Origin of the sequence: Psychromonas sp. MB-3u-54, from assembly GCF_002836415.1 — a bacterium.
Classification (GTDB): Bacteria; Pseudomonadota; Gammaproteobacteria; order Enterobacterales; family Psychromonadaceae; genus Psychromonas.
In genome coordinates this window covers 1-13,132 of record NZ_PJBP01000172.1, presented here as the reverse complement: position 1 = coordinate 13,132, position 13,132 = coordinate 1, and the positions used below count along the sequence as shown (strand labels likewise).

Here is a 13,132-nt window from a genome sequence, read left to right as displayed (position 1 = left end):
AACGCTCGAAAGAGCCATAAAACCAGTTAAAAATGGCAGATATTTCAACTGGTTCTATTTTTTACATACACTCAAATAAAGAAGCAATCCCTTGACCACCTCCAATACACATAGAGACAACAGCATATTTACCTGATGTTCTTTTTAACTCATATAATGCTTTTACTGTAATAACAGAGCCCGTTGCGCCAATAGGATGACCGAGAGAAATCCCTGACCCGTTTGGATTTACTTTAGCGGGGTCAATTTTTAAATCTTTTACCACGGCTAAAGCTTGTGATGCAAAGGCTTCATTAATCTCCCAAACATCAATATCATCAACAGATAAGTTAGCTTTTTCTAATAGTGTTTTGATTGCAGGTACAGGGCCAATGCCCATGTGTTTTGGTTCAACACCAGCAAAAGAATAATTTACTAATTTAGCCATAGGCTTAAGGCCTTTAGCATCAGCGACAGATTTATCCATCATCACAATAGCTGCTGCAGCATCATTTATACCTGAAGAATTACCCACAGTCACTGAGCCATCTTTTTTAAATGCAGGAAGTAATTTAGAAAACTGTTCAGCTGTAGAACCAAAACGCACATGCTCATCTTGCTCAAAAACAGTGACGCCTTTACGGTTTTTCAATTCAACAGGCAATATTTGCTCGACAAAACGTTTATCGTTTATTGCATGCTCTGCTCGTTTGTGACTTTCAAGTGCTAAAGCATCTTGTTCTTCACGAGAAATATTCCATTTTTCTGCAACATTTTCAGCCGTAATACCCATATGAGTATCATTAACTGGGCACGTTAATGCGCCCACCATTGGATCAACCATATTAGTATCGCCCATACGAATGCCAAAACGTGCTTTTGGTACCCAATAAGGCACTCTACTCATAGACTCTACGCCACCAGCAACCGCAATATCACAATCACCAAGCAATATTAATTGTGCTGCTGAAATAATAGATTGTAAACCAGAGCCACATAGTCGGTTAACCGTAACAGCTGGTGTAGTTACGGATAAACCACCCTTAAGCGCCGCAGAACGACTCATGTACATATCTTTTCTGTCTGAATGAGTAACACTGCCGATAATGCAATGGCCAACATCCTCACTATCAATCTCAGCGCGTTGTACGGCTTCTCTAATGACTAATCCTGCTAAGTCAGTGGGAGCAATATCTTTTAAGCTACCGCCATATTCGCCAATAGCTGTTCTAACAGCACTTACAATCACAACTTCTCTTTTGTTCATCTTAAAATTCTCCTAATAATATTCATTTGACGCGACTAATTAGAATTGCATTTCAGGCACATTTTCAGGCACAACTAACTCACCTTGGGTAAGTCTAATGATTTCTTCTACTGTAACGCCCGGCGCGTGTTCTAAAAGATGAAACTTGCCGTTTTTAATTTCAATGAAAGCTAAGTCGGTTAGCACTTTTTTAATACAACCTTTACCAGTAAGTGGTAAAGTGCAATTAGTTAACAATTTTGATTCACCGTATTTTGATGCATGTGTCATAGTGACGATAATATTTTCTGCCCCAGCAACTAAGTCCATTGCGCCCCCCATTCCTTTGATTAATTTTCCGGGGATCATATACGAAGCTATGTTGCCATTAACATCTACTTCAAAAGCGCCTAATACCGTTAAGTCGATATGACCACCACGGATCATGGCAAAAGATTCAGCCGAGTCGAATATTGATGCGCCCGTTGCCATCGTCACGGTTTGTTTTCCGGCATTGATTAAATCAGCATCTATTTCATCTTCGCTTGGAAATTGTCCCATACCTAAAAGACCATTTTCAGATTGCAGCATGACTTCCATATCAGCAGGTATATAGTTAGCTACAAGGGTGGGAATGCCTATACCTAGGTTAACGTAATAGCCATCTTCTAATTCACGAGCAACACGTTGTGCTATTTGATCTCTTGATAACGCCATGATTACTCTCCTGCAGGTCGAGTGGTATATTGTTCAATGCGCTTTTCAAAAGTACCTTGAATTAACCGATTAACATAAATACCTGGAGTATGAATTTGATCCGGATCAAGTGCTCCGGGCTCTACTATTTCTTCCACTTCGACGACAGTAATTTTACCTGCGGTTGCCGCCATAGGATTAAAATTACGCGCTGTTTTTCTAAAAACCAAGTTCCCAAATTTATCGGCTTTCCACGCTTTTACAATGGCAAAATCACCAGTGATAGATTCTTCTAAAATATAATTTCGACCATTAAATTGACGCTCATCTTTCCCCTCTGCGACGGGCGTACCCACACCAGTTGCAGTGTAAAAAGCAGGAATACCAGCACCGCCAGCACGCATTTTTTCAGCTAAGGTACCTTGTGGTGTTAATTCAACCTCTAGCTCACCCGACATCATTTGTCGTTCAAACTCAGCATTTTCCCCAACATAAGAGGCGATAATTTTTTTTATTTGACGATCGGGTAACAGCACGCCTAAGCCAAAATCATCAACACCACAGTTGTTAGACACAAGTGTTAATCCCTTTGTGCCTTTACGTTTTATTTCCGCAATTAAATTTTCTGGAATGCCACACAAGCCAAATCCACCAGAGATAATTGTCATATCATCAGTTAATCCAGCCATTGCTTCTTGATAGCTACTCACTACTTTATTAAATCCTGCCATGTCACTTTACTTTACTTTCTTATCTGACTATTTAATTAGATAAGAAAGCCCTTATGTTGTGATGTCTAGAGATCCAGCATCTTACAATTGACTGTATATGTAAAATTGATTAATATTACCGATTAATAAATAATTTTAATAAATGATTAATTTACATGAATATAACCATCAAACAAATTAGAACCTTTTTAGCGGTTGTTAAGGTAAACAGTTTTGTCGAGGCAAGTGAGTTACTTCACCTATCACAGCCAGCTTTAAGTACTGCGATTAAAAAATTAGAAGAAACGGTTGGAGGAAAGCTCCTGGCAAGATCAACAAGAACACTCGCATTAACACCTGAGGGTGAGATTTTCTTGCCTGTTGCCAGACGATTGTTAGCTGATTTTGATAATGCTTTCATTGAGCTTCATGATTTATTTTCATTGCAGCACGGTAACTTATCACTATCTGCTATGCCTTCATTTGCCAGCACACACCTGCCGCAGCACCTTTTATCTTTTAATAAAGAGTATCCCGCTATAAAGGTGAAAATTCATGATGTGATTGCTGAAGATGCGGTTAAAATGGTACAAACAGGTAAAGTAGAATTTGCCATAAGTTTTGATCCTGATACTTCAGACGATCTCAGTTTTGAAACATTATTCTCAGATAAATTCGTCGCCGCTTTTTCTAAAAATCATAAGTTGATGAAAGTTAAAAAAGTCGGTTGGCAACATTTAATAAAACATCCTTTTATCACCTTAAAACACCCTTCAAGTATTAGGCTGCTAATGGACAACATACTTGCAGAGCAAAATATATTCTTAAATGTGACTTTTGAAACCAATCAATTAGCGACAGTGGTCCAAATGGTCGCTACAGAGTTAGGTGTTAGTGTAATACCCTCTCTTTACAAACAACAAATGCAAGCTTTAAACCTTGAATTTAGAGAGCTGTCATCGCCAGTGATTAGTCGTCGTGTTGGTATTATTACGCGTCGTAGGTATCCATTATCGCAAACAGCACAGGCTTTTATAGAAATTTTACGAAGTTATTATCAATAGTTACTTCTATAGAAGTACCATTTTGATTAGCTGGTTGCTGAGAGGTTGATCAGATCATTACATTTGCACGATTCCTGATGCAACTGTAGTAAAGTGATATTAATACTCACAAGTAAATAATAATTCGATTTATTAAATAACCTGAATTCGGGATAAGAATTAAAATAAATTGAACGAAATACCGGTTCCACGATCTGATCTTTTAACTAAAAAAATCAGACACAGAAAACGGGATCGGCATGATGAATTTAACGGGTATATCTTGCGATGTAGATGATTTTTGCAACATTTCATCCCATAATGGGAAACGCGTTTAATCACCAATGGTGAGATAAAAAGACGAAAAGCCAAGCACATGATTAATTAAGAAATAATGACAATTATCATTAGCTTTCATCAATCTTATTACATAGATTTTAAGAATTATTCCTTAGGCTATGTAGCAAAATATTTAAAATCGCATTTCCCCTCACTACTAAGCGATATAAGGTTCATAGAGGTTATCCCATTAGCCATCATTCTTTTAAATACCTATCTAACAACCTCATTCAGCAAACCAACGGGGATAGTTTTTTGATTTCAAATGACACCTCGTCGTTAATCTCCTTGGCGATATATTGAGTGTAACAATAACAGAAGACAATTTAGACCCGCTCTTGACATGGTTGCCACTTTATCAGGAAAACTATACGGTGATAAAAGCTACTTAAGCGCAGCGTTAGCGGATAAATGGTAAGTCGCATGGTGGTTTTCTGTGGTTAATTTTTGGTAAAACCAGCTATACCAAATCACCATGCTGTTCAAAATTCAAAATTCAAAATTCAAAATTCAAAATTCAAAATTCAAACTTCAACAGCCTCTGGAAATTTTGTAAGCCAAAGAAAATGCAGCCTCAAACTTAACAAATGAAAGACTATTTTTATGTAAGCGGCATGTTCTAAGACTGTAAAAATTTCTATAAGCCTATTTAATCACCTCGCTAATTGACTTCGCGAGATAATCTATATTGTTATGACTAATCCCTGCTATGCTAATCCGAGAAGAATCAACCATATAAATACTGTAATCATTAGTCAGACTTACTACTTGTTCTGGAGTTATTCCCAAGAAAGAAAACATCCCTGACTGACGCGTAATAAAGCTAAAGTCTTGTTTCACTCCATTAGTAATTAATTTTTCTACCAGCAAGTGTCGATTATGCGCAATTCGATCGCGCATTACCGCTAGTTCGTTATACCACTGTTGTTTTAACTCATCAGAACTGAGAATAATATTTACTAAGGCGGCGCCGTGAGCCGGTGGCATAGAGTAAATACTACGTACTACCGATAAAGCAACAGATAATGAAATATCAGCACTGCTGCTACTTTTTGCAACAATAGTGAAAGCGCCAATTCGTTCACGATAAAGCCCAAAATTCTTTGAACATGAGCTGCAAAGTAATAATTCAGGTAACTCATTTGCCATTAATCTAGGTCCAAAGGCATCTTGCTCCAGCCCTTGACCAAAGCCTTGATAGGCCATATCAATCAATGGAGTGAAACCTTTGTCTTTAGCAAGCGCTGTTACTTGTTGCCATTGCTCTTGTGTCAAATCCATACCACTTGGGTTATGGCAACATGCGTGAAGCAAAACGACATCACCGGCACTAACTTGTGACAAGGTTGTCATCATACCGTCAAAATCAAGAGACTTATTTTCATAATCATAATAAGGATATGCCTCAACCTTTATCCCCACACTACTAAACAAACTCTGATGATTAGCCCAAGTCGGGTTACTCACCCAAATGCGCGCATCATTTTTGCAGGATTTGATAAACTCTGCAGCAACTCTCAAGGCGCCAGTACCACCAGGTGTTGAGATAGTACGACTACGGTTTTGTTCAATAATATTATGTTCACCAAAAATGAGTTTGGTCATTTGTGTATTAAAGCCAGAATCACCTGCTGGGCCAATATAGACCTTAGACATTTCATTTTCAGTTCTAAATATTTCTGCCGTTTTTACACATTGCAGAATAGGGGTATGACCTAAGTCATCTTTATAAACACCAACACCAAGGTCTACCTTATTAGGATTATTATCTTGATTACAGGCTGTGAGTAGGCCAAGAATTGGATCTGCTGGCTGAGCATTCAGATGTTCAAACATATTTTACTGTTCCTTATATTAAGTTCTTAAAGTTAATAAAATGCCAATCTTTGATAAGTTTTCATTTACCTCTGCTATAGCTTGCCAAATAAATATGCTATTGCACTGTGATCATTAATAAGGGTATGGCAATCCCTTTAATATTTTTTTCGATGTGATTTATACCAGATAATCAACTACCTGCAAGATTAAAACAAAGATCAACAGTCCGAATATTCGGTTAATTTAATTAAGTTTATCAGTATCTAGTTAGCCCAATTATAAATATTTTTTCAATATTTTGAGTCGCATCATTATCAGCTTCAGGAGCCTCGGCTGCTTGTGCAGAAAGAGCAGAACTACCTAGATTAATACCTATTGCGAACATTACTTTACAAAGTAGACAGGTTTTTATCATTGAATCCCCCCCGTTACATTCTCACTTTAGTATCATCTGTTACTAATTTCGTTGATTTTAGTGTCATCCGTTACTAAAGTCAAAGTAAAATAATAATAAACAATATATTTAAAAAAATTCTTAAATATATTACTTATCACTTTGACATTGATAATAAATGATATTACATTAGATTATAATAGTAACAACCGTTACTAAGTTAAAGTGATTTGGAGATAAAAATGTCTGATTTATTTGAAAACCCTATGGGGTTAGATGGCTTTGAATTTGTAGAATTTACTGCACCAGAAAAAGGTATTTTAGAGCCTGCATTTACAGCAATGGGTTTTACTATGGTCGCAACACACAAATCTAAGGATGTAATGTTATGGCGACAAGGAGATATCAGTTTAATCACTAATTATGAAAAAAATAGCCATGCTTATCATTATGCTAAAGAGCACGGTCCTTCTGCATGCGGACTCGCTTTTCGTGTTAAAGATGCTCAGTTTTCCCATGCTGAAGCAATTAATAAAGGTGCACAATCGGTAGATATTCCAACTGCGCCTATGGAATTACGATTACCCGCTATAAAAGGTATCGGTGGCGCGACGCTTTATTTAATAGATCGCTATGCTGAAGGGCAGTCGATATACGATATCGATTTTAACTGGATTGAAGGGGTGGATAAAAACCCTGAAGGTTGTGGTTTCCATACATTGGATCACCTTACACATAATGTTTACCGTGGCAGAATGGAACATTGGGCCAAATATTATGAAGATCTTTTTAACTTTCGTGAAATTCGCTACTTTGATATTAAAGGTGAATATACCGGTTTATTGTCAAAAGCAATGTCGGCACCAGATGGAAAAATCCGTATACCGTTAAATGAAGAGTCGGCTGGCGGTGGTGGTCAAATTGAAGAATTTTTGATGCAATACAATGGTGAGGGTATTCAACATATCGCTTTTTCTTGTGATGATCTTATTAGTTGTTGGGATCGTTTGAAAAAATCGGGCGTTAAGTTTATGACGGCTCCTCCATCAACATATTATGACATGTTGGAAGAGCGTTTACCTGGTCATGCTGAGCCTGTTGACCAACTGCAGCCTCGAGGCATTTTGTTAGATGGTACTACTGAAGATGGCCCTCCTCGTTTGTTATTACAAATTTTTTCAGAGGCAACTCTGGGGCCCGTATTTTTCGAATTTATCCAACGTAAGAAAGATGATGGCTTTGGTGAAGGTAATTTTAAAGCGTTATTCGAGTCTATTGAACGTGAACAGCTTGATCGTGGTGTTATTGGTAATGAAAAGTAAGTTTTTTTATTGTGAAGAGGGATGAATTATTCCCTTTACATCACTGATCAAACTCATTATTTAATAATTGGAAGTTATCGTTATGATTAAAATAGATAGAATTCATCATGTGGCTTATCGCTGTATAGACGCAAAAGAAACCGCACAATGGTATAAAGAAAAACTTAATATGGACCTCGTCTTATCGATTGCAGAGGATGAGGTTCCGTCAACGAAAGAGCCTGATCCTTATATGCATATTTTTCTCAATGCAGGTAACGAAAATGTCTTAGCATTTTTCGAAATCCCAAATTCACCCGATATGGGACGAGATGAGAGTACCCCAATCTGGGTTCAACACCTCGCCTTAAGAGTTAATAGTGTTGATGATTTACTTAAAGCTAAAATTGAGCTTGAAAGTCAAGGTGTGAAAGTATTGGGCCCTACAGATCACACTATTTTCGAGTCTATTTATTTCTTTGATCCCAATGGGCATCGTTTAGAGCTTGCGGCAAATACCGGAACAGCAGAGCAATATAAAAAACTGAACAGCGTCGCTCAAATAATGATTGATGAATGGGCAGAAACTAAAGTGGCTCCAAATCACGCCGCTTGGTTACATAAGAAAGATTAACTATGGACAACATATCATGACTTTATTAAATGAAACGCACGACATCACCCTGTCTAGTTGGGTAACATCGGCCAATAACAAGAGTGACTTTCCAATTCAAAACTTGCCTTTTGCTACGTTTCGTAAAAAAGGCTCAGAGCAAAGAAATAGAGGCGCGGTGGCTATAGGCGACTATGTTTTAGATATGGCTGAGGTTGCAAAACTTGGTATTTTTACGGGTATTGCTCAAAAAGCCGCTGAAGCGGCTGCACAATCAACATTAAATACGCTTATGGCATTAGGCAAAGATGCCAATTCAGCATTACGTTTAGCTTTGTCAAAAGCATTACGTAGCGGAGCTTCAGAAGAGGAAAAACTCCATAACTGTCTCGTTTTACAAAGCGAGGTGATATACGGTATGCCTTGCCAAATTGGTGACTACACTGATTTTTACACTTCTATTCATCATGCAACAGCGGTTGGCTCACTATTTCGTCCAGATAACCCGTTACTCCCGAATTATAAATGGGTTCCTATTGGCTATCATGGAAGAGCTTCTACGATTGATGTTTCTGGGCAAGAATTTCCTCGTCCATATGGCCAGCTTAAGGCAACAGATGCCGAAGCACCAGTATTAGCACCTTGTGAGCGCTTAGATTACGAAGTGGAAATGGGTATTTTTATTGGCCAAAGTACCCGATTAGGGGAACGTATTGATATAGAAAATGCAGAAGATCATATCTTTGGCTTGTGCTTGTTCAATGACTGGTCTGCAAGAGATATTCAGGCATGGGAATACCAGCCTTTAGGTCCATTCTTAGCAAAAAACTTTGCTTCAACTATCTCTCCTTGGATTGTAACAACAGAAGCATTAGCGCCATATAGAATTAATTTTTCTCATCCTGAAAATGACCCCCAACCTTTGCCCTACTTAAGCAGTGAAAATAACAGTCAATTTGGCGGTTTAGATATCCATCTTGAATGCCTTATTCAAACAAAGGAAATGCGAAGTGCCAATGAACAAGCGGTTAAAATCAGTGACTCTAACTTTAAATACTCTTATTGGACTATTGCTCAATTAGTTACACACCATAGTGTTAACGGTTGTGCAATGAATGCCGGAGATTTATTAGGCTCTGGAACACAATCTGGCCCGGAACATGAACAAGCTGGCTCAATGTTAGAGTTATCTCGTGGCGGAAAGGAAGCGTTCACTTTACGTAATGGGGAAAAACGAACTTTCTTAGAAGATGGTGATACTGTCGTTATGCGTGGTTACTGCCAAAAAGAAGGTGCTATACGTATTGGTTTTGGTGAAGTATTAGGTACCGTACTTCCTTCTGTATAATAATTTTAGGCAAAAATATGGAACTTTATACTTATTTTCGTTCTTCAGCCGCATATCGTGTGCGTATTGCGCTTAATATTAAAGAGATAAAGCATACGCTGATAGCGGTTAATTTATTGGAAGGTGAACATGCTAAGTCAGAATATACGGGCATCAATCCACAAGGGTTAGTTCCCTCATTAAAACTTGATGACGGTAAGATAATTAATCAGTCAACCGCTATATTGGAGTATTTGGAAGCAGAGTATCCTGAGATCCCATTACTTCCAAACGATAGTTTTACTGCAGCTACTATTCGAAACTGGAGTAATATTATTGCTTGTGATATTCATCCTCTTGACAATTTGCGCGTTCTAAAATATTTAACAAATGAGCTTAATGTTAACGCTGATGATAAAATGAGTTGGTATCATCATTGGATTATTGAAGGATTTACTGCCCTAGAAACTCAATTATTGGCAACGCCATATTGTTTTGGAACTACGGTGACGTTAGCTGATGTTTATTTGATTCCTATGGTGTATAACGCATTGCGTTTTAATTTATCTATGGAAAAGTTCCCTAAAATTTTAGCCATTTATGAAGCTTGCAATACTTTAGAGGGCTTTGATAGAGCTAAGCCAGAAAATCAAGCAGACTGTAAAATAGCATAATGGAAGATCATACATAAACTTTAAGAGCTTGTACTGCCCAACAAACTCTACTGCTTATTCCCGTAGAGTTTGTTTTGCTTCTCCCTCTAATACTTTATTTCATCCCTATATAAACTGAATTCTTATCCCGAATTCAGTTAACTGCAGTCATTGCGACTTTCCACATCTATCAACGGGCAGATGATGCTCACTGGCCAGGTCTTCTTATGCTCAGTAAGAAACGAATACTTTATTTCGTTTCTTTTGCAAAGAAGACCGTCGCCTTTGGATTTCACGCTCCATTTTAAGTTTTCGCTTTTCTTTTTTGGGTTGACTGATTTCTAATTGCGCAGGCGTTAACTTAGCATTGCCTCTAAAGGCTAGCCCATCATCTTTTTCAGCTTCTCTAATCCATTTACCAAGTAAAATTGGGTAATACCTAGTGCGTCAACATTATTGTAACCTTGCTCATTGATGATCGATATTGCATCCAATTTGAATGTTTTTGCGTGTTATCATTCTGTTTCTCTAGTTAAGTTTATGATGTCTTAACTGAGGTGTGTGAATCCATTAAATCACGTCACTCATATTCAAATAATCGGCTTGCACCTTCTCGCCTTAAGTCGTGATAGCGTAAGTCTTCAATGGCTTGCTCATTACGAACGCGCTGAAAACCTGCTGTTACACTACGTGAGTTACACGGGAAAATCAGCCCGCTTGTTTACGGCTGTTTTTTTGCAATGTTAAAAAATCCAGCTAAAAAAGGGGCGATTAATGGTTCCCCCTTTTAATCGCTTAACCTCATTGCTAGTAGTGTGCTGGGGGCGTTTGTTACTTTTACCCATTAACTTAATCTCAATAAGCACGGGAACAGTTTCTTCAAATATCTCAAAGTCGGCTTTGATATTAAAAATGGGAAGTGCTTTTTTTATCACTGACCGAAGGTAGGCAATATCATGGTAAATTGTTTGCGGTTGAGCTCCTGCCGCGAGTCTATTTTTGCAATGCTCAATCTGAGTGAGTCAGTTTGGATACTAGCAACATCACAATCACAGAGCATCTGATACCAATCCGCATAAGTAAAGGGTCTAAAATTGCGCAGGAAAAAGTAATGATAGCAAGACGTTTGATTGAGCAATAGCTGGCTATTGGAATTGAAAACAACGACGCGAGCGTGAATTTTAACAAGTAAGATAAGTCAGATATTTATGCGGATTGGTATGAATCATATATTGCTTAGTCCGCCCGGTGTTATCCCAAAGAAAGCGAACATTGATAAACTTATCAAACAGATCACCCCTCAAACAGGTTTTATGTTTGTGAACGCCAAACTCTTGGGTTTTGTTTTTCGCCCAGGTTCGGGCCGATTCTTTCTTTTTGAAAGTTTGGCCTTCTCTGTGTATCATTGCTCCGTTCTTTTTCGCAATAACAATCGCTTTAAAGTGCAGATTACCATGACATAATTTTCTTGTTTCAATAGAGAGTGCCGCCATAAATCCTATTTTTTGAGGGGGACTATAGGGGTGCTATAAAACGAAACGGGAAGTGATTAAACGCAATTCAACGTAAAACTAGTATATAGAAAAGTGAGCAATACCAATGACAAACCCAGACACAACCTGCCTTTACCCTTCAAACCGTTTTTCCATAGCACCGATGCTCGATTGGACTGACAGGCACTGCCGATACTTTCATCGTGTCATGAGTAAAAACACTTTGCTCTATAGCGAGATGGTAACAACCGGCGCTATTTTATACGGCAAAGGGGATTACCTGCAAAAAGATGCGGCTGAACATCCGGTTTGTCTGCAGTTAGGTGGATCAGCCCCGCTTGATTTAGCCACCTCGGCACTGGCAGGTAAAGAGCGCGGCTTTGATGAGATTAATTTGAATGTTGGCTGCCCCTCGGATCGTGTGCAAAACGGTCGCTTTGGTGCTTGTTTGATGTCGGAAGGTAAGTTGGTTGGTGATGCCATAAAAGCCATGAAAGATGCAACGGGTTTGCCCGTCTCGGTGAAAACGCGGATCGGCATTGATGATTTAGATTCATACGCTTTTTTATGTGACTTTGTTAGTCAAGTTGCGGAAAAAGGCTGTGATACTTTTATAGTGCATGCACGTAAAGCCTGGCTGAGTGGTTTAAGCCCTAAACAAAATCGTGATGTACCACCACTTGATTATGAGCGTGTATACCAACTAAAAAAAGATTTCCCGCAGTTAACTATTGCTATCAATGGTGGCATTAAAACGCTTGATGAATGTGAAACTCATCTGCAATATCTTGATGGTGTGATGTTGGGCAGAGAAGTCTACACTAATCCCTATTTATTAAGTTCTGTTGATCAGCGCTTGTTTTCGGGCAAGGATAAGATCTTAACCCGCTTTGAGGTGTTAGATCAGATGTATCCCTATATTGAGCAGCAACTCAGCGATGGGGCATATTTTAAGCATGTTGCCCGCCATATGTTAGGATTATTTCAAGGTTTGCCGGGTGCGCGGGCTTGGCGTCGCCATTTAAGCGAAAACGGCCATTTGCCGGGTGCGGGCATTGAAGTGATGGAAAAAGCAGCGGCATTTGTTGTTGATGGTTAACCTTTAACGGAGATAATATGAGAAGAATAGTTTTACTGGTTGGTTTGCTGTTTGCTGGGTTAAGCCTTAGCGGTTGTAGTACCCCTTCCTCGGAAGCGCAACTGCAACAGGCTGAAATGCAGAAAAAAGCAGAGCGTATCACACTGGTCAGCAGCGCGAACCCCAAAAAGGTATTACCTGCCTTTAGGGATTTTACCTGGGAGAATGAATATAACCTGGTTTTATCAGCGGTTGATAGTAAAAGCGAATACCAGCTTAAAGCCTATATTCGCAGCGAAATAATTCGTTACTTAGAGACTAAAGGTTATGTCTATCAACCTGATCCTGAGCAGGCTGATGTTGTGATTGGTTTTTTATTTGCACTGCAGGATGATGTCGCCAATGCGGATATTCAAGAAAATTTTGGTTTATTACCCCGATT

12 protein-coding genes and 3 pseudogenes are annotated in these 13,132 nt (G+C 38.6%); 8 read left to right on the top strand and 7 right to left on the bottom strand.

The window, feature by feature from the left end; all coding sequences use genetic code 11:
• Positions 1-61: 61 nt before the first annotated feature.
• The 3 genes from CXF72_RS14115 to CXF72_RS14105 are packed head-to-tail and all read right to left on the bottom strand — an operon-like array spanning position 62 to position 2,652.
• On the bottom strand, positions 62-1,246 hold the full coding sequence (locus CXF72_RS14115; RefSeq protein WP_101039800.1) for an acetyl-CoA C-acyltransferase family protein: 1,185 nt from the start codon (positions 1,244-1,246) through the stop codon (positions 62-64).
• A 39-nt stretch (positions 1,247-1,285) separates the two neighbouring features.
• The gene (locus tag CXF72_RS14110) at positions 1,286-1,942 is read right to left on the bottom strand and encodes a 3-oxoacid CoA-transferase subunit B (RefSeq protein WP_101039798.1); all 657 of its coding nucleotides are present in this window, start codon (positions 1,940-1,942) and stop codon (positions 1,286-1,288) included.
• A 2-nt stretch (positions 1,943-1,944) separates the two neighbouring features.
• Complete coding sequence (locus CXF72_RS14105; RefSeq protein ID WP_101039796.1) at positions 1,945-2,652, bottom strand: CoA transferase subunit A; 708 nt, start codon at positions 2,650-2,652, stop codon at positions 1,945-1,947.
• A gap of 155 nt (positions 2,653-2,807) precedes the next feature.
• On the opposite strand from CXF72_RS14105, the gene CXF72_RS14100 reads away from it, so the two are divergent.
• Both CXF72_RS14100 and CXF72_RS20325 read left to right on the top strand, forming a co-directional pair.
• Positions 2,808-3,695 carry a LysR family transcriptional regulator gene (locus tag CXF72_RS14100; protein ID WP_101039794.1) on the top strand — a complete coding sequence of 296 codons (888 nt, stop codon included), beginning with the start codon at positions 2,808-2,810 and terminating at the stop codon, positions 3,693-3,695.
• 239 nt (positions 3,696-3,934) lie between these two features.
• Positions 3,935-4,425: pseudogene (locus tag CXF72_RS20325) on the top strand (transposase); the annotation flags it as partial.
• Between the two features lie 233 nt (positions 4,426-4,658).
• On the opposite strand, the gene CXF72_RS14095 reads toward CXF72_RS20325, so the two are convergent.
• Positions 4,659-5,849, bottom strand: a complete 1,191-nt coding sequence (locus CXF72_RS14095) for an amino acid aminotransferase (RefSeq protein ID WP_101039792.1) — start codon at positions 5,847-5,849, stop codon at positions 4,659-4,661.
• A gap of 618 nt (positions 5,850-6,467) precedes the next feature.
• Here CXF72_RS14095 and hppD point away from each other — a divergent pair.
• The 4 genes from hppD to maiA all read left to right on the top strand — a co-directional run bounded on the left by hppD (position 6,468) and on the right by maiA (position 10,140).
• Positions 6,468-7,547: a 4-hydroxyphenylpyruvate dioxygenase gene (gene hppD, locus CXF72_RS14090; RefSeq protein WP_101039790.1), complete on the top strand. Its 1,080-nt coding sequence runs from the start codon at positions 6,468-6,470 to the stop codon at positions 7,545-7,547.
• A gap of 82 nt (positions 7,548-7,629) precedes the next feature.
• Positions 7,630-8,160, top strand: coding sequence for a VOC family protein (locus CXF72_RS14085; RefSeq protein ID WP_101039788.1), 531 nt, complete (start codon positions 7,630-7,632; stop codon positions 8,158-8,160).
• A gap of 16 nt (positions 8,161-8,176) precedes the next feature.
• The gene (gene fahA / locus CXF72_RS14080) at positions 8,177-9,487 is read left to right on the top strand and encodes a fumarylacetoacetase (RefSeq protein ID WP_101039786.1); all 1,311 of its coding nucleotides are present in this window, start codon (positions 8,177-8,179) and stop codon (positions 9,485-9,487) included.
• Positions 9,488-9,504: 17 nt separating this feature from the next.
• Positions 9,505-10,140 (top strand): maleylacetoacetate isomerase, encoded by a 636-nt coding sequence (maiA, locus tag CXF72_RS14075; protein ID WP_101039784.1) that lies wholly within the window; start codon positions 9,505-9,507, stop codon positions 10,138-10,140.
• Between the two features lie 149 nt (positions 10,141-10,289).
• Here the strand turns inward: maiA and CXF72_RS14070 are convergent.
• From CXF72_RS14070 to CXF72_RS14055, 3 genes and pseudogenes are all read right to left on the bottom strand, one after another.
• Positions 10,290-10,613 (bottom strand): annotated as a pseudogene (locus tag CXF72_RS14070) (IS3 family transposase); the annotation flags it as partial.
• A 95-nt stretch (positions 10,614-10,708) separates the two neighbouring features.
• A pseudogene (locus CXF72_RS20320) lies at positions 10,709-10,903 on the bottom strand (site-specific integrase); the annotation flags it as partial.
• A gap of 397 nt (positions 10,904-11,300) precedes the next feature.
• Entirely contained in the window at positions 11,301-11,612 is a 312-nt protein-coding gene (locus tag CXF72_RS14055; protein ID WP_101039780.1) for a hypothetical protein, read from the bottom strand.
• 106 nt (positions 11,613-11,718) lie between these two features.
• Between CXF72_RS14055 and dusA the strand changes: the two genes are divergently transcribed.
• Entirely contained in the window at positions 11,719-12,711 is a 993-nt protein-coding gene (gene dusA / locus CXF72_RS14050; protein ID WP_101039777.1) for a tRNA dihydrouridine(20/20a) synthase DusA, read from the top strand.
• A gap of 17 nt (positions 12,712-12,728) precedes the next feature.
• A partial coding sequence (locus CXF72_RS14045; protein WP_101039775.1) for a DUF4136 domain-containing protein occupies positions 12,729-13,132 on the top strand: 404 nt, incomplete at its 3' end.

Bases quoted from the DNA above. Each gene is read 5' to 3' on its own strand.
- maiA (WP_101039784.1), top strand. From the start codon at position 9,505: ATGGAACTTTATACTTATTTTCGTTCTTCAGCCGCATATCGTGTGCGT.
- fahA (WP_101039786.1), top strand. From the start codon at position 8,177: ATGACTTTATTAAATGAAACGCACGACATCACCCTGTCTAGTTGGGTA.
- CXF72_RS14115 (WP_101039800.1), bottom strand. From the start codon at position 1,246: ATGAACAAAAGAGAAGTTGTGATTGTAAGTGCTGTTAGAACAGCTATT.
- CXF72_RS14085 (WP_101039788.1), top strand. From the start codon at position 7,630: ATGATTAAAATAGATAGAATTCATCATGTGGCTTATCGCTGTATAGAC.
- CXF72_RS14100 (WP_101039794.1), top strand. From the start codon at position 2,808: ATGAATATAACCATCAAACAAATTAGAACCTTTTTAGCGGTTGTTAAG.
- CXF72_RS14095 (WP_101039792.1), bottom strand. From the start codon at position 5,849: ATGTTTGAACATCTGAATGCTCAGCCAGCAGATCCAATTCTTGGCCTA.
- CXF72_RS14055 (WP_101039780.1), bottom strand. From the start codon at position 11,612: ATGGCGGCACTCTCTATTGAAACAAGAAAATTATGTCATGGTAATCTG.
- hppD (WP_101039790.1), top strand. From the start codon at position 6,468: ATGTCTGATTTATTTGAAAACCCTATGGGGTTAGATGGCTTTGAATTT.
- CXF72_RS14105 (WP_101039796.1), bottom strand. From the start codon at position 2,652: ATGGCAGGATTTAATAAAGTAGTGAGTAGCTATCAAGAAGCAATGGCT.
- CXF72_RS14110 (WP_101039798.1), bottom strand. From the start codon at position 1,942: ATGGCGTTATCAAGAGATCAAATAGCACAACGTGTTGCTCGTGAATTA.
- dusA (WP_101039777.1), top strand. From the start codon at position 11,719: ATGACAAACCCAGACACAACCTGCCTTTACCCTTCAAACCGTTTTTCC.